The sequence below is a fragment of the Sphingomicrobium clamense genome (genome assembly GCF_019264355.1).
GTDB classification, from domain to species: domain Bacteria; phylum Pseudomonadota; class Alphaproteobacteria; order Sphingomonadales; family Sphingomonadaceae; genus Sphingomicrobium; species Sphingomicrobium clamense.
The window spans coordinates 25,404-41,093 of the sequence record NZ_JAHVAH010000001.1 but is presented as its reverse complement, the minus strand read 5'-3'; the positions used below and the strand labels follow the sequence as shown (position 1 = coordinate 41,093).

General features: G+C 64.8%; 12 protein-coding genes and 1 tRNA gene. 4 read left to right on the top strand and 9 right to left on the bottom strand.

The genetic code is table 11. The features are described 5' to 3' along the window. Positions 1–214 precede the first annotated feature (214 nt). Positions 215–796 (bottom strand): DUF2585 family protein, encoded by a 582-nt coding sequence (locus tag KTQ36_RS00145; RefSeq protein WP_218631777.1) that lies wholly within the window; start codon positions 794–796, stop codon positions 215–217. Between the two features lie 42 nt (positions 797–838). Then, positions 839–1,015, bottom strand: coding sequence for a hypothetical protein (locus KTQ36_RS00140; protein WP_218631776.1), 177 nt, complete (start codon positions 1,013–1,015; stop codon positions 839–841). 180 nt (positions 1,016–1,195) lie between these two features. Between KTQ36_RS00140 and acnA the strand changes: the two genes are divergently transcribed. Continuing rightward, positions 1,196–3,871, top strand: coding sequence for an aconitate hydratase AcnA (gene acnA, locus KTQ36_RS00135; RefSeq protein WP_218631775.1), 2,676 nt, complete (start codon positions 1,196–1,198; stop codon positions 3,869–3,871). 2 nt (positions 3,872–3,873) lie between these two features. Further along, on the top strand, positions 3,874–4,239 hold the full coding sequence (locus tag KTQ36_RS00130; RefSeq protein WP_218631774.1) for a GFA family protein: 366 nt from the start codon (positions 3,874–3,876) through the stop codon (positions 4,237–4,239). Here KTQ36_RS00130 and KTQ36_RS00125 read toward each other — a convergent pair. Both KTQ36_RS00125 and ygfZ read right to left on the bottom strand, forming a co-directional pair. Continuing rightward, a complete protein-coding gene (locus KTQ36_RS00125) occupies positions 4,236–6,215 on the bottom strand; it encodes a TonB-dependent receptor (protein ID WP_218631773.1) in 1,980 nt (659 codons plus the stop codon). The two genes, KTQ36_RS00130 and KTQ36_RS00125, sit on opposite strands and share 4 nt — an antisense overlap. After that, positions 6,212–6,901 carry a CAF17-like 4Fe-4S cluster assembly/insertion protein YgfZ gene (gene ygfZ, locus KTQ36_RS00120; RefSeq protein WP_255553895.1) on the bottom strand — a complete coding sequence of 230 codons (690 nt, stop codon included), beginning with the start codon at positions 6,899–6,901 and terminating at the stop codon, positions 6,212–6,214. Before ygfZ ends, KTQ36_RS00125 begins: the two co-directional genes overlap by 4 nt. A 40-nt stretch (positions 6,902–6,941) precedes the next feature. On the opposite strand from ygfZ, the gene pyrC reads away from it, so the two are divergent. Further along, positions 6,942–7,973 carry a dihydroorotase gene (gene pyrC, locus KTQ36_RS00115; RefSeq protein ID WP_218631772.1) on the top strand — a complete coding sequence of 344 codons (1,032 nt, stop codon included), beginning with the start codon at positions 6,942–6,944 and terminating at the stop codon, positions 7,971–7,973. Between the two features lie 3 nt (positions 7,974–7,976). Here the strand turns inward: pyrC and KTQ36_RS00110 are convergent, their stop codons facing one another. After that, complete coding sequence (locus KTQ36_RS00110) at positions 7,977–8,744, bottom strand: Crp/Fnr family transcriptional regulator (RefSeq protein ID WP_218631771.1); 768 nt, start codon at positions 8,742–8,744, stop codon at positions 7,977–7,979. A gap of 123 nt (positions 8,745–8,867) precedes the next feature. Between KTQ36_RS00110 and KTQ36_RS00105 the strand changes: the two genes are divergently transcribed. Further along, positions 8,868–8,960 (top strand) — tRNA-Ser (locus KTQ36_RS00105). A 141-nt stretch (positions 8,961–9,101) separates the two neighbouring features. On the opposite strand, the gene KTQ36_RS00100 is transcribed toward KTQ36_RS00105, so the two are convergent. The 4 genes from KTQ36_RS00100 to KTQ36_RS00085 all read right to left on the bottom strand — a co-directional run bounded on the left by KTQ36_RS00100 (position 9,102) and on the right by KTQ36_RS00085 (position 15,495). Next, complete coding sequence (locus KTQ36_RS00100) at positions 9,102–10,595, bottom strand: tryptophan halogenase family protein (protein ID WP_218631770.1); 1,494 nt, start codon at positions 10,593–10,595, stop codon at positions 9,102–9,104. Continuing rightward, a complete protein-coding gene (locus KTQ36_RS00095) occupies positions 10,592–11,605 on the bottom strand; it encodes a cupin-like domain-containing protein (protein ID WP_218631769.1) in 1,014 nt (337 codons plus the stop codon). The genes KTQ36_RS00100 and KTQ36_RS00095 overlap by 4 nt, the downstream gene beginning before the upstream one ends. Then, a complete protein-coding gene (locus KTQ36_RS00090; protein WP_218631768.1) occupies positions 11,598–12,314 on the bottom strand; it encodes a SapC family protein in 717 nt (238 codons plus the stop codon). The genes KTQ36_RS00095 and KTQ36_RS00090 overlap by 8 nt, the downstream gene beginning before the upstream one ends. 166 nt (positions 12,315–12,480) lie before the next feature. Next, positions 12,481–15,495 carry a TonB-dependent receptor gene (locus KTQ36_RS00085; protein WP_218631767.1) on the bottom strand — a complete coding sequence of 1,005 codons (3,015 nt, stop codon included), beginning with the start codon at positions 15,493–15,495 and terminating at the stop codon, positions 12,481–12,483. Positions 15,496–15,690 lie beyond the last annotated feature (195 nt).

Sequence of the window (15,690 nt, the reverse complement as noted above, 5' to 3'; positions counted from 1 at the left end):
GATCGGCCCAAGACTTCGCAGAATACGCTCACTCTACCCCCAATCAACGCGTCTAAAGGTCGATCAGGTCGGTGTCGCCTGCGGAACGGCTCCGACAACTTCCGTATACGCCGGCTGCACGCGAAAGGTTACACGCTTTCGATAAAGACCGATGTTTAGACGACGGACGGCCAGGCGGGCGTCTGGCTTCGATGAACGGCGGAAAGTCGCGACGTCAGAAGGGCAGCGGGAAGGGGCCGCCCGCCTGCCACTCGAGCACCGACTGCTGGGGCGCAATCAGCATCAGGCTGCTGAAGAACAGATTGTTGCGGATGGCGATGGCGACGATGACTTCGGCGGCGACGATGAAGGTGATACTGGCCCAGAGCGGGAGCTTGCGCGCAAGGAAGAAGCCGATCGCCATCATGAGGAGATCGCTCATCGAGTTGAGCACGCTGTCGCCAAAATAGCCGACCTCGATCGTCACCGAGCGATAGCGTTCGAGCACCCAGGGCGAATTCTCGACGATCTCCCACAGCCCCTCGAGCGAAAGCGCGGCGATAAACCTTTTCTCCACGCTCGCGCGGCGCCAGACGAGGTGCATCAGCCCGTAGAAGAGAAAGCCGTGAATGACGTGGCTGGGTGAATACCAGTCGGCGAGCATCTGGCTCGTCGTCGGCCCGCTCGCGCCCGGCGCCCACAGGTCGACCCGCCCACACGTGCAGATGGCGGGCTGCCCCATCAGCAGCAGGATCAGCGCGGTAACCGCGGCAATCGCAAGCGCGACGAGGGGGAAGGGGACGGCAAGCTTCTTCATCGCCGCCACGCTAGCGGCGCGGGCGTGCCTTACAAGCGCAAATCAGTGCTTGGACTTGGGGAGCCCCTGCTCGCGCCGTTTCTTCGCCTTTGCGAGCGCGTCCCAGGCGAGGGCGAGGTGGCCGGCGACCCGTGCGTCGCGGCCGCCATTCTTGTGTTCGGCAGCGCCGCGGGCTTCTATCGCCTTCTTGTGGCAGGTTTCACTGTCGTAGCCGGGCATGATCGCCATCCTATCACGCGGGTCCGAGTCGGTCCGAGAATGGCGGCTTCCCGCGATCCGGCAAATGGAACGACTGGCCTTGCTCACCCCTTTGTCAATTGAGGCCCATGCTGCTAGTGGCGCGCCCAACGCGCCGTTTCCCATGCGGCAACCGATTCAGACTAGAGGAACACCAACACCATGATCCCCACTGGGCAGGATACTCTCGGCACTCGCTCGACGCTCGACGTTGGCGGCAAGACCATCGCTTATTATTCGCTCGCCAAGGCCGGCGAGAAGCTCGGCGATGTCAGCCGGCTTCCCTTCTCGATGAAGGTGCTGCTCGAGAATATGCTGCGCTTCGAGGACGGCAACACGGTGACCATCGACGACGTCCAGGCGATCGTCGACTGGCAGAAGGAAAAGCGGATCAACCGCGAGATCCAGTATCGCCCCGCACGCGTGCTGATGCAGGATTTCACGGGCGTTCCCGCCGTGGTCGACCTCGCCGCAATGCGCGACGGGATCAAGGCGCTGGGCGGCGATGCTCAGAAGATCAACCCGCAGGTTCCCGTCCACCTCGTCATCGACCACTCGGTCATGGTCGACGAGTTCGGCACCCCGGTCGCGTTCGAAGCGAACGTCGCGCGCGAATATGAGCGCAACAAGGAGCGCTACGAATTCCTCAAATGGGGGTCGAAGGCGTTCGACAACTTCAAGGTCGTGCCCCCGGGCACCGGCATCTGCCACCAGGTCAACCTCGAGCATATCGCCAAGGCGGTGTGGTCGGCCGAGGACCAGACGGGCGAAACCGTCGCCTATCCCGATACGCTGGTCGGCACCGACAGCCACACCACGATGGTCAACGGCCTCGGCGTGCTCGGCTGGGGCGTCGGCGGCATCGAGGCCGAAGCCGGGATGCTCGGCCAGCCCATCTCGATGCTGGTTCCCGAAGTCGTCGGCTTCCGCCTCGACGGCGCGATGGCCGAAGGTGTCACCGCGACCGACCTCGTGCTGACCGTCGTGCAGATGCTGCGCGAAAAGGGCGTCGTCGGCCGCTTCGTCGAATTTTACGGCCCCGGCCTCGACGCGCTGTCGCTCGCCGACCGCGCGACCATCGCCAACATGGCGCCCGAATATGGCGCGACCTGCGGCTTCTTCCCGATCGACAATCGCACGCTCGACTATCTCGAGCTGACCGGTCGCGGCGACGACGTGCCGCTGGTCAAGGCCTATGCGCAGGCGCAGGGCATGTGGCGCGACGCGTCGGCTCCGGAACCCGTCTTCACCGACACGCTCGAACTCGACATGTCGAGCGTCATGCCGAGCCTTGCCGGTCCCAAGCGCCCGCAGGACCGCGTGCTGCTTTCCGACATGGCGAGCGAGTTCAAGAAGCTGATCGATACGCAGTATCACGGCGGCAAGGGCCACGAAGTCGAGGTCGAAGGCGAAGACTATACGGTCGGCGACGGCGACGTCGTGATCGCCGCGATCACCAGCTGCACCAACACGTCGAACCCCGACGTGATGATCGCCGCGGGCCTCGTCGCCAAGAAAGCGCACGCGCTCGGCCTCAACCGCAAGCCGTGGGTCAAGACCTCGCTCGCACCCGGCAGCCAGGTGGTCACCGACTATCTCGACATGGCGGGCCTCTCGGACGACTTGAACGCCATCGGTTTCGACCTTGTCGGCTATGGCTGCACCACCTGTATCGGCAACTCGGGCCCGCTGCCCGCGCCGATTTCGAAGGCGATCAACGAGAATGACCTCGTCGCCTGCTCGGTCCTCTCGGGCAACCGCAACTTCGAAGGGCGCGTGTCGCAGGACGTGCGCGCCAACTATCTCGCGTCGCCGCCGCTGGTGGTCGCCTACGCGCTGCTCGGCAATACGCGCGAGGACATCACGACCTGCGTCATCGGCACTGACAAGGACGGCAACGACGTCTTCCTGAAGGACATCTGGCCGACCAATGACGAGGTACGCGAACTGGTCGATGCGCACGTGCACAGCGACATGTTCTCGCAGCGTTATGCCGACGTCTACAAGGGCGACGAGCGCTGGCAGGGCATCGAGGTGACGGGCGGCGACACCTACGACTGGCCGCCGACCTCGACCTACATCCAGAACCCGCCTTACTTCCAGGGCATGGATATGGAGCCGGGCGCGGTCACGGACATCACCGACGCCAAGCCGCTTGCCCTGTTTGGCGACAGCATCACCACCGACCACATCTCGCCCGCCGGCGCGATCAAGGCGGACAGCCCCGCCGGTCGCTATCTCGAGGCGCACCAGGTGCCCCGTAGCGAGTTCAACTCCTACGGCGCGCGCCGCGGCAACCATGAGGTCATGATGCGCGGCACCTTCGCCAATATCCGCATCAAGAACCGGATGCTCGACGGCGTCGAGGGCGGCTTCACCAAGGGCCCGACCGGCGAGCAGATGGCGATTTACGACGCCGCGATGGCGCATCAGGCAAACGGTACCCCGCTGGTCGTGCTGGGCGGCAAGGAATATGGCACCGGCTCGTCGCGCGACTGGGCGGCGAAGGGCACCATCCTGCTGGGCGTCAAAGCGGTCATCGTCGAGAGCTTCGAGCGCATCCACCGTTCGAACCTCGTCGGCATGGGCGTCCTGCCGCTCCAGTTCATGGACGGCGAGGGTCCCGCGACCTTCGGCTTCGACGGCAGCGAAACCTTCTCGATCGAAGGGCTGGCGGATCTCGAACCGCGCCAGGATGTCGAGGTCGTCGCCAAGCGCGCGAATGGCGAGGAAGTCCGCTTCACCGCCAAGTGCCGCATCGATACGTATAACGAGCTCGAATATTACAAGAATTCGGGCATCCTCCACTACGTCCTGCGCAACCTCGCCAAGGCGTAAAGGTGGAGTTGTCCTGCCATTGCGGGGGCGTGACCATCACGCTCCCGCATGCGCCGGACGAGATCATCCGCTGCAATTGTTCGGTCTGCCGCAAGACCGGTTTCCTCGCGCTCCGCTATCCGGAAAATTCAGTCGCGGTCGCGGGCAAGGTAGACGGGTATGTGCGAAACGACATGAGCGACGAGCCTCCCTGCCTGACACTGTGGCACTGCCCTTCCTGCGGCGTGGTCACGCATTGGACGCTGCTTGACGAGTGGCCCTACGACGACATGGAGCGGCCCGATCGCATGGGCGTCAACGGGCGCCTCCTCGATCCCGAGCTTGCGAAGAGCCTGCCGGTGCGTGAGGTCGACGGCGCCAGCGCCTAGTCGCGGCCTACTCTCAATCCGATCCACAAGGTGCGCGGCGCGGTCCGCTCGCGTGCGCCGTCGCTGGCAAATCCGGCGAGTGCGCGCGCGTTGGTGAGGTTGGTGCCGCGGGCTTCGAGCTGGAGCATGTCGGTCAACGGCCAGCGCAAGGCGGCATCGAGGCTGACAGCGTCACCGAGGGGCCGATCATTTTCGAGATCCTCGAAGCGGCCGGAGGCATAGGTCAGCCGCAGCGCGGCCGAGCGGCCCTCGCCGTCGTCCCAACCCACCCCGGCGCTCAGCTGATGCCTCGCGACTTGCGGCGGGCGATTGCCGGCAAAGGGGCCTTTGGCCAGTTTCGGGTCCGCGAAGGCATAGCTGAACCGCAGGTCGACCGGGCCGAGCGCATGCACGGAATCCACCTCGACCCCGTGGCTTTTGACGCGCGGTAGGTTCTGGCGCTCGCTCAGGATCGCGCCCGAGGAGACGAAGCCGACCCCGGGGAACAGGCCGGGACCCATGTTGACGGGCACGTTGAAGATGCCGTCGTCGAGACGCGCGGCGAAGGCGGTGGCGCGCACGCTGCTGCCTTCGTCGGCCCAGTCGACCCCCAGTTCGATCTGGTCGCTTGTCTCGGGCACGAGGTTTTCGTTGGCGGCGGTCGCGTTGGCGCCGACGCGGAACGGACGCACCAGCTCGTTGAGCGTGGGGGAACGCACGGCGCGCGCTGCAGCCGCGCGAAGAGTAACGCGCTCGCTTGGCCGGAAGGCGGCATCGATGCGGCCGCTTTCTTGCCAGCTCGATCGGTCGGCGAAATGACTGTCCTCGAGGCTCCCGCCAGCAAGCACGTCGACGGCGCGAAACCCGTCGGAAAACCGCCATTGGTCGGCGCGGATCGTTGCGGCCAGCGACCAGGCCTCGCGCTCGACCTCGGCGCCGCCGAAGAGTCCCAGCAGACGAGTCTCGCCGCCCGCGCGTCGCTCGCGAGTCGGGTCACCCGCAACGAAGAAGAAGCGTTCAGCAACCGTGGCTTCGGCACGGCGCCATTCACCGCCCAGATTTCCGTCGACAGCGCCCGCGCGCCAGCCGACTTCGCCCCGTGCGCCCGCGCCGGTCGCGGGCACGTCATACTGGTCGAGCACGACGCGCGGCGTCTCGCGGTCGCCGTCGACTGCGGCGAAGCGCGTTTCGAAATCGCGGTCCTGCCACCAGCCGGTGAGCGACCAGCCCGCGCCGTCGCGTCCGACCAGCCGCGCGGAAAGGTCGAGCCCGCGCGCACGATTGTCGGTGCCGTCGACGCCCCGGTCGCGCTCGTCGTCAAACGCGGTCAGGCCGACCTGCGTTTCCACCCGTCCGACGGGATAGGACAGGCGAAGCCGCGCAACCTTTTGGTCCGACGCTGCGCCGCGGTCGGCGGGGCCGCGATCCTCCGCCACGATGGGCACGAACCCGTCCGATCGCATCCAGCCTGCGCTGGCCACGAACAGGCCCTGGCCGACCTCGGCGCCCCACACCGCCGACGCATCCCAGCTGTCGTCGCTGCCATAGGCAAGCGCGGCGCTGCGCGGACCCGCGGTTGGGCTTTCGAGGTAGATTTGCCCGCCGATCGCGCCGGGTTCGGGCCGCGCGCCGCGTGCGACGATCACCCGGCCGAGCGTCGCCGGATCGAACGCGGCGGGATTGATCCAGCCTCCGAACGGGTCGGCCTGCGGCACCCCGTCGAGCGTGATCGCGATGCGGCTGGCGGCATTTCCGCCCAGTCCGCGTGCAGTCGGACCCTGTGCGGTCGGATGGACCGAGCGTGCATCGGCGCGGCGGAAGAAGGAAAGCCCCGCGACCTCGGACAGCACGCCTTCGAGACGACCCGTCGCTTCTTCGTCGACCTTGTCCTCTTCGATCAGGACGACCTGCCCGCCCTCGGGCTCGTCGAGCCCGCGACCGGTGATGACGATCGGCGCGTCCTGCGCGGCGAGGGCCAGGGCCAGGGCGACGCTCATTCGGGCAGCGCGGCCTTCAGCCAGCTGGGCATGATCGCGTTCTTCGGAGGCTCCGCAGCGCGCCCATGCACGACCGCAAGGCCAAGCTCGGGATAATGCGCGCGAACCTTCAGCCCCTCGCCATCACCTTCGACCACGAACAGGCGCCGGTTGATCTTCTGTCGCCAGTTCATCCGCGCGGTATTCTCTTGCCCGACGAAACAGCCTTTCTTGAAGTCGACCCCGGTCAGCTCGGCGGCATTGGTCTCGAGCCAGAGCAGGTCGCCCAGCTCCGCAACGCCCTCGCACACGCCGAGGCGCAGGCGATGCTCGAGATAGCCCTCGGCCTCTTCGCCCGGCGCACCGAGCCAGCGCTTGCCCAGCGCCGGCAGTCGCGGGTCGCTATCCCCGTCGGGCGACCAGTGCACTGCCAGCGTTTCATCGCGCGCGATGCCGATCGGTCGACGCAGGCGGTAGAGGGTCAGGCGGCGTGCAAGCGCATCGGCCTGCTCCGCCTCGCAGTCGAGCAGCAAGTCTTCGCCATCTTCCCACACGAAGAAATCGAAGAGGCACTTGCCCTGCGGCGTCAGCAGCCCGGCCCAGACGGGCAGGTCGCCGGCGACGTTGCTGGTCACGAGACCCTGAAGGAATTCGCGAACCCCCTCGCCGGACAGGCGAAGCAGTGCGCGGTCTGAAAGCATGGTCATGCGTGTTGAGCTAGGGAGCCTCACGGCCTAAGGCAAGCGCATGCAGCTCACGATCCGACGCCCCGACGACTGGCACCTCCACTTGCGCGACGGCGCGATGCTGGAGCGCGTCGCGCCCTACACCGCGCGTCAGTTCAAGCGCGCGATCATCATGCCCAACCTGTCGCCGCCCGTGACGACCGCGCAGGCCGCGCGCGACTATAAGAGCCGCATCATGGCCGCGCTCCCCGAGGGCAGCGACTTCGAGCCGCTGATGACCGCCTACCTCACCGACGAGACGCTGCCCGAGCAGATCGCGACCGGCCATGCCGACGGCAGTTGGGTCGCGGCCAAGCTCTATCCTGCGGGCGCGACGACCAACAGCGCGCTCGGCGTCACCGATATCGCCAACATCCGCGCCGTGCTGGCCGAGATGGAAAAGATCGGGATGGTGCTTTGCGTGCACGGCGAGGTCACCGATCCGGCGATCGACGTGTTCGACCGCGAGGCGGTGTTCATCGACAAGGTGTTGATCCCCACGCTCGCGGACTTTCCCGGCCTCAAGGTCGTGTTCGAGCATATCACCACCAAGGACGGGGTCGATTTCGTGATGGCGGCGGGGGAAAATGTCGCCGCAACCGTGACACCGCAGCACCTGATGCTCAACCGCAACGCGCTGTTCGAGAGCGGCCTGCGCCCGCACGCCTATTGCCTGCCCGTGGTCAAGCGTGAGGAGCACCGGCTGGCGGTGCGCGAGGCAGCCACCTCGGGTAATCCCAAATTCTTCCTCGGCACCGACAGCGCGCCGCATCCGATGAGCGGCAAGGTCTCCGACTGCGGCTGCGCGGGCATCTTCAACGCGCCCTACGCGCTCGAGGCCTATGCGCAGGTGTTCGAAGAGGAAGGCGTGCTCGACCGGCTCGAAGGCTTCGCGAGCGAGCATGGCCCGGCTTTCTACGACCTACCGCTGAACGAGGGCACGGTGACCTTGTCGAGGGCGCCGACCTTGGTCGAAGACGTCATCGGTGAAGGCGCGGATGCGCTCACGCCCTTTCTCGCCGGTCAGACGCTCGGCTGGCACTTTACCGAATAGCGCTCAACTTTTCTCGCAATGGTCGATCCAGTCGAAGGACTGGCCGCCAAGCACCGCTTTGAAATGATCCTCGACCCGGTGATAGCATTCGCACGTGCGATGCTCGAGCTCATCGCGGTCGGTCAGCGTGATGACCCCACGGCTATAGTTGATCAGCCCGTCTTCCTGCAGCTCGCGCGCGACCGCATTGACCGTGGTCCGTTGGACACCGAGGAGCCCGGCGAGCGCTTCCTGCGTCAGCTCCAGCCGGCTTCCCGCACGATCCTGCGCCGTCAACAGCCAGCGCGCGGCGCGCGCCTCGATAGGGTGGAAGGCGCTGCACGCGACCGACTGCATTACCTGCGAGAGGAGATAGTCGGCATAGCGGCAGTAGAGATTGCGCAGGAAGGGCGATTCCGCCTTTAACTCCTCGATCTTCTCATGGCTGGCCTTGAGCGCGCCGCCTGCCACCGAGATTTGCGCGCGCGAGAAAGCGGGTAGTTCGCCACAGCTGACGATCCCGCCGATCGCTCCTTCCATGCCGATCGACGCGACCTCTACGCGGCGACGATCGTCGAGGTCGACGAGCAGCGAGATCATCGTCGGCGCGTAAGGAAAATAGGTATGTTTGATGTCCTCGCCCGACTTGAACAGCACGTCACCATGGTTGAGATGGACATATTCGGCATGCGGACCGAGCGCCTCCTTCACCGCCTCGGGAAACATCGCGAGCAGGCGATTATCCTCGAAGCGAAGCTTGGACGCGTCGGCGGGGTCGGGGGAATACGGCATACTGTCTCCTGTTGCGGTCCCAACGTTACGCCAGCGAAAAGGCTCCGCAGGTGCAAAACGCACCATTGAACCGCCTGCGACTCTTCGCTAATGCGCGGCTTCCAGCCAGAAGGCCGGCTCAGCGGAGACGTGGGTGAGTGGCTGAAACCACCGGTTTGCTAAACCGGCGTACGGGAAAATCCCGTACCGAGGGTTCGAATCCCTCCGTCTCCGCCAGCCAGCAAAAAGGGCAGCCAGAATTGGCTGCCCTTTTTGCTGGCTGATGGGGCGAGGAGCCAAGATCCTTCGCGGGCTCGGAGTCACAGCGAAGCGGAGACGACCGGGCGCGAGCGAGGGCAATCTCGTTTTGCTCAGCGCCTAAACCGGCATTTCCGCCCCGCAATATTCCTTCACGAATTCCTCGTGTAGCGGCAGGCGTGAGACTTCGTGCTGGATGCGTTCGCGGATGGTACGGAGGAACACGTCGAGCTCGCGCTTGTCGAGCTTGGCGGCGATGGGATGGTAGGATTTGGGCATGATCCCCTGGCCCATCATGACCTGTAGCCAGCTGCTCTCGGCGAACAGTTCCTCGTGGCGACGGAAAACGCGGCCGGTTTCGCGGAACAGCTCGATCTTCTGGTCGAGACTGTCGGGGATCTCCATCGCCGCGCATTGGCGCCAGAAGGGGGAATCGCGCCGGTCGGTCGCCTTGTAGTGCAGGATCAGGAAGTCACGGATCTGCACCATGTCCTCCATTGCCTGGTCGTTAAACTCGGCAATGTCGCGGTCCGAAATCTCGCCCGCGGGCAGCATGCGGATGAGGCGCAATATGTTGCGCTGGATAAGGTGGATGCTGGTCGATTCCAGCGGCTCCATGAACCCGCCCGACAGGCCCACGGCGATACAGTTGCGGAACCATTGCTTGCGCCGCACGCCGGTCGTGAAGCGCAGGAAATTGGGCTTGGTGATGGTCTCGCCCGGCAGGTTGCCCATCAACCGTTCCTCGGCCGCGTCCTGGTCGAGATAGGCGCTGCAATAGACGAGCCCGTTGCCCGTGCGATGCTGGAGCGGAATGCGCCATTGCCAGCCCGCGTCGTGCGCGATCGCTTTCGTGTATGGGACCGGCGGTCCATCGCTCGTCGTCTGCACCGCGATCGCGCGATCGCACGGCAGCCAGTGAGTCCAGTCGTCGAACCCGGCGTGGAGCGCCCCCTCGATCAGCAGCGCGCGAAAGCCGGTGCAGTCGATGAAGAGATCTCCTTCGACCGTCTGCCCGTCCTCGAGCGACAGGGAGGCGATATGTCCTGTCTCGGGGTTTAGGTCGACCTTGGCGATCTTGCCCTCGACCCGGGTCGTACCTTCTTCCTCGGCAAGCTTGCGCAAATAGCCGGCATAGCGCGTCGCATCGAGCTGGTAGGCATAGCTCATGCGGTGGTCGGGATGGGCCGAGAAGCGCCGCTCGTAGGCCGCGACCAGCTCGTAGCAATAGTCGTCGAAACTTTGCGTATGGCCGTTCTGCTGGCCGTGAAGCCAGAAGTGCTGGAAGCCCGCCGACCAGTGATCCTTCCCCGTCTCGCCAAAGCTGTGGAAGTAGACATCGCCATCTTCCTTCCAGTTGTGGAACTCGATGCCCAGTTTGAAGGTCGCCTGCGTCTCGCGCATGAACTCCGCTTCGGGGATCTTCATCAGCCGATTGAACAAAGCGAGCGGCGGGATCGTCGACTCGCCGACTCCGACCGTTCCGATCTGCTTGGATTCGATCAGCGTGACCGAGGCGACGCGGCCGAGCGTGCGCGACAATGCGGCGGCCGCCATCCAGCCGGCGGTGCCGCCACCGGCAATGACGATACGACGGACATGGGACGTGTTCATTGGCTTAGGGCCCTCAGCAGGAAGGCGCGGATGCGGCCGGCTTGCTCCTTGTCGAGCCGGCTGAGCACGCTGCGCGCATGATCGGGAATATGGGCGGTGACCTCGTCACCGGCCTCGAAGACGTAATAGTCGAACAGGTCGCGCCAGATTTCGCGGTCTTCCTTGGGCAGGTCGCGGATGGCGAGCATGGCATGGTTGAGCGCATTTTGCGGCTGGCCGAGATATTTGGGCGTGTCGCGCCACCAGTAATTGACCAGCACGTTGAAGCCGGCGAGCCCTTCGACATGGTGCCACCACATGGAGGGCACGAACACGGCGTCGCCCGGCTCGAGCTCGGCGACCTGGGCGTGCTGCAGCGCGTCGCGAAAGCGGGGATGGGCGTCGAAATCGGGGTTGTGGAAATCGACCATGCTGATCGCGCGCCCCGCGGGCGTATTGTCGACCGGGCCGAGGTAGAGGTTGCGGAATTGCTCGGGCGGGAAGACCGTGAAGCGCCGCTTGCCGACCGCGCACACCGCCAGGTTGTCGGGAAAATCGTTATGCGCGGCGATTCGCGTCGCGGTCCCTATCCAGATGCTTGCAAGCGGGTCGCGTGTCCCAAGGTCGACATGATTGGCCTCGTGAAGCCCGTCGAAAAAGTCGTGCAGGTCGATCGAGGCGAAATAGATGCTCGGCGCGTTGGGCTCGCCCTCGAGCCGGTCGATCTGTTGGAAGACCTGGGGCAGCTTCTCATTGGTCATGCGGAAATTCATCCCCATGGCCTCATCATAATACATGCGCCCCTTGGCTTTGGGATCGCCGACCGACACCGCGAACGGGCGGTCGCGATGATGGCGCTCGATATAGTCGCGCGCGGCCTTGGAAGATGTCTTGCCCGCCGCGACCAGCGGCCACTCGGCGGCAAGACCGCGGATCACGAAAGGTTCGCGCGCGCCCCGGAGCAGCGCATCGAGCGCGTCGGCATCCTTGGCCTCGCGCTCGGGGACGTGGGGGAGGGCGGCGCTAGCCAAGCCCCATCCTCTTGCTCTTTCGATCGACCAGCGCTTGGAGCTGCGACAAAGAGGCAAGTGCCATGTAAATGGGCAACAGGTATCCTGCCTCGTGCAGCTCACCGAGCGCCCCGGAGGGGAGCGCGGCGACCTTGTCGTCGTTGAGGATGTGAAAGCCCACGAGGTTATTCTTCGACCCGTCGGCAAGCGAGACTTCGAGCGTGAAGGGTTCGAGCAGCTCGTAGCGCTTCAAGGCGTCGAAAAAGCCGGCAGAGGCCCTGAAGCCCTGATCGAGCGCGCCGAGCTTGCCAGCCATATCGTCGAGATAGTCGGTCGGCTTCCCGTCGGCATCGAACAGCGGCTGGCCGTCCTCGGCACCGGTGCGTGGATGGTCCATGTCGATATGGACCTGCCCGGGCCCGTCGCCATCGGCTGGCCGGCCGATCAGGAAGGGCTGGACCTCCATCGACAGCGGACGCCGCGGCGCGTCCCAGCGGTTTCCCTCGAGAAAAAGGTTCTCGTCCTGCTCGAACCCGAACAGCGCGACCGCGGCGAATTCCTCGCTCTCGAGGTCCTTGCGAAACAGGATCGGATAGTCCGCCTGGACGCTCCTGAATTCCTCGGGGACGACGAACGCGCTCATCACCTTGTCACCGAGTTCTTCGCCGAAGCCGAGATCGATCTTGAGATCGCGGTGCGTGTTGCTGTCGACGATGACGTGGTTGGCCATGAAACATCCTGTGGCGAAATGAAGTGTCGCCGCCTTCTAAAGCATATCTATCCGCCGTGCGGCAGGGGCGAAATACCGCCTTCCATCCCAAGAAAAAGGGCCGCCAGCGCGAATATGCGTGGCGACCCTGTTTCTCGTCAGGCGACGGCCCGGCAATCCTTGCGGGTTACCAGGTGAAGCGCACGCCACCCGCGTATCGGGCATAGCCCGGTGCCGCGAAGAAGATGGCCTGCTCGTCGCGCATGTGCCCGCGCCGGTCGGCGTTGAGGATGTTGATGCCCTCGACGAACGCCGTGATCCCGTTGCCGAAATCGTAGCTCGCGCTGGCATCGACCTGCCCGTACGCCTCGACATAGAAGGGATCGAGCCCGTAGCCCGACAGGAAGCCGTCGCGCCAGTTGTAGGCGACACGCGCCTGGATCGGTCCCTTGTCGTAGAACAGCACCGCGTTGGCACTGTCGCTGACCCCCGTCACCGCGAATTGCGGGATCGTGTAGCGCAGCGTGTTGTCGTAGAACGTGTCCGAATTGACGATCGTATAGTTCAGGATCGTCCCGAAGCCGCTGTCCCAGAAGTTGTGCTGGATCGCGAATTCGAAGCCCGACAGGTTCGCCGTCTGGTTCGAGTTGGTCGGCTGCGTGGTGATGAAGTTCACCAGCGGGTCCGAGCTGGTTCCCAAAATGCCGCCCGTATCTGGGTCGATCAGGTTCGGATAGTTGGCCGCGACATAGGCGACGATGTCCGAGAAGGGCGCCGTGGTGCCCACCGCCGCGATCGCTTCCTGCGCGACCGGACCCAGCGCCGGGTTGGTGAGCCCGAACCAGTTGGTCTCGATCGTGTTCGACGAGATGAAGTTCTTCACCTCCTTGTCGAAGATGCCGACCGAGACGTAGCTCGCGGGCCCGTAATACCATTCGGCCGACAGGTCGACGTTCTTGGAGAGGTAGGGCAGCAGTCCCGGATTGCCCGAGCCGGCCGTCCCGCCACCCACGCGGATCGGCGAGGCGAGCGTGATGCCGCCCTGCAGACTGTCGTAGCGCGGTCGAGTGATCGTGTGGCTGTACGAGGCGCGGACCACGACGTCGCGCATGACTTCCATGTCGAAGTCGATCGCCGGCAGCCAGAAGTCGTAATCGCCCTCGAGCGTCGTGAAGTCGCTCTCGCCACCATAGAGGATCGCGATCTCATTGCCCGCGACCCAGGCCGTGCCGGTCGGGACCGGCACCAGCGCTTCGGATTCGACGTCGGTCTGCTCGTAGCGCAGGCCGAAGCGGAAGTTCACTTCCTTGCCGCTGTCGGTAAAGAATTGGTGCGTCGACTGGACGTACGGCGCGATGGTCTTCTCGGTCGTGCGGCGGTCGACCGAGAATTCGGCGAGACAGCCTGTGCCCGACGGCGTGCCGACCCACGGCATCGAGCAGATGCCGACCTGGTCGTCGAGGAATTCGATCAGGTTTTCGGTGTCGATCTGGAAATAGTTCTGGATGATCGAGGGATCGTTCGACCCTTCCATTCCCGCCAGGTGACCCGGGAGACCCGTGATCTGGTAGAACTCGTCCGGCAATTCGTCGGCCTGCAGCGTACCGCCCCAGCTGTCGGTCTGCAGGAAGCCATAGGCCGAACGCACCTTGTTCTCGGTGTAGGAGACGCCGAAGTCGAGGCTGTCGATGAAGCCGTCGTCAAACTCCTTGGCCCCGCGCAGCGCGACCTGGTTGATCTCGTTCTTCATGTAGGCGTTGCGGAAGGCGTTACCCGCGGGGCGGATGTTCGACGCCTGGATTTCCGAACCCGGATACATGTTGACCGAGATGACCGGCATTTCGCTGGTGAAGTCGACGCGCTGGTTCTCGACCCCGAAGATTGCCGAACCCACGGCGATGTTCGAGCCGTAAGGCGAGGTCGGCTTGCTCTCGGCGGTTGAATGGTGCGCGTCGAGCTCGAAGCTCAGCCCGCTATAGTTGGACCATTCGATATTGCCACCGATCGAGTGGTTGATCGACCGGTTGGCCGCCACCGCGCCGGTGATGGCAAGGTCCTTGCCTTCGCCCGGGCCGAAGCTTTCGGCGTAGAAGTTGGGACCGGCGGTCGGGCCGTCGGTCCAGCTCGAAGAGGTCTGGTTGTGGTTGAACCACACGCCGATCGAGTTGGTGCGCGCATCGATCGTGTTCTGCGAGAAGGTGTAGTCGACCGTCGCGCTGAGCGTGTCGGTCGCCGCCACCTGGATCACGGCCTGGCCGTTGATCCGCTCGCGGTCGATCGTGGTGAAGTCGTAACCCGCATTCTGGGTGACCTGGTAGATGTCGGTCGGGCCCGGACGGTTTTCGGTCTGGGCGAAGTTGCCGCGCCAGTCGCTCTCGTCGACGGGAAGCGAACCCCAGTTGTTTTCGAACCCGACATAGCCTTCACGCCAGCCTGCGTTGAACTGGGCAAGCCCCGCCTTGCGCTGCTGGTACGAACCGGCGAGCAGGATGCCGACCGTGTCGTCCGCAAAGGTCTTGGAGATGATGCCCGAGATTTCCGGCGTGATGTCGGTGCCCTCGAAGGTGCCCGTGTCGAGCACCGCCTTGGCGCCGACACTGCCCTGGAAGCCGGGGCGGTCGAGCGGACGCGGGGTGCGGATGTTGATGACCGAGCCGATGCCGCCGGTGGGGAGCGTGGCGCGACCCGACTTGTAGACTTCGACCGCGGCGACGCCTTCGGAGGCGAGGTTGGCGAAATCGAAGCTACGCGAGGCGGGTGCTTCGCAGCAGCTGCCAAGGCCCGAAGCGGGCATCTGGCGACCGTTCAGCAGCACCAGGTTGAAGTCGGGGCCGAAGCCGCGAACCGTGACCGTCGAGCCTTCGCCCGAGTTGCGGTCGATCGACACGCCCGTGATACGCTGGAGCGATTCGGCGAGGTTGGTGTCGGGGAACTTGCCGATATCCTCGGCCGAGATCGCATCGACGACGCCTTGCGCGTCGCGCTTGATGTCCATCGCGGCGCGCAGCGATGCGCGAATGCCCGAAATGACGATGGCGTCTTCGTCCTGGTTGTCGGCGCCGGCTTCGTTGACTTCGGCGTCCGTACCCGTGTCGGTTTCGCCGGCGTCCTGCGCCAGTGCAGCCTGCGGCGCAAAGCCGAGCGCGATGGCCGAAGCCCCGCCCAGGAACCGCATATGAGTGTGGCTACGGCTAATCTTCATCAAATTCCTCCCCATGGAATTGGGCGCACGCGTAGCGCATGGCCGCCATCTCTCCATGTGAACGTTCACTAAAGACTGGTGGGGTCGAGTCAATATGAACGTTCACATTCGACCGATCTGTGACATTTATGTCTCGTCGTCATGACGTCGTCGATCCGTCCTCTGGGCCGCGGTGAAATGCGCGTCCCGGACGGT

Bases quoted from the DNA above. Each gene is read 5' to 3' on its own strand.
- KTQ36_RS00145 (WP_218631777.1), bottom strand. From the start codon at position 796: ATGAAGAAGCTTGCCGTCCCCTTCCCCCTCGTCGCGCTTGCGATTGCC.
- KTQ36_RS00140 (WP_218631776.1), bottom strand. From the start codon at position 1,015: ATGCCCGGCTACGACAGTGAAACCTGCCACAAGAAGGCGATAGAAGCC.
- acnA (WP_218631775.1), top strand. From the start codon at position 1,196: ATGATCCCCACTGGGCAGGATACTCTCGGCACTCGCTCGACGCTCGAC.
- KTQ36_RS00125 (WP_218631773.1), bottom strand. From the start codon at position 6,215: ATGAGCGTCGCCCTGGCCCTGGCCCTCGCCGCGCAGGACGCGCCGATC.
- ygfZ (WP_255553895.1), bottom strand. From the start codon at position 6,901: ATGACCATGCTTTCAGACCGCGCACTGCTTCGCCTGTCCGGCGAGGGG.
- pyrC (WP_218631772.1), top strand. From the start codon at position 6,942: ATGCAGCTCACGATCCGACGCCCCGACGACTGGCACCTCCACTTGCGC.
- KTQ36_RS00110 (WP_218631771.1), bottom strand. From the start codon at position 8,744: ATGCCGTATTCCCCCGACCCCGCCGACGCGTCCAAGCTTCGCTTCGAG.
- KTQ36_RS00100 (WP_218631770.1), bottom strand. From the start codon at position 10,595: ATGAACACGTCCCATGTCCGTCGTATCGTCATTGCCGGTGGCGGCACC.
- KTQ36_RS00090 (WP_218631768.1), bottom strand. From the start codon at position 12,314: ATGGCCAACCACGTCATCGTCGACAGCAACACGCACCGCGATCTCAAG.
- KTQ36_RS00085 (WP_218631767.1), bottom strand. From the start codon at position 15,495: ATGAAGATTAGCCGTAGCCACACTCATATGCGGTTCCTGGGCGGGGCT.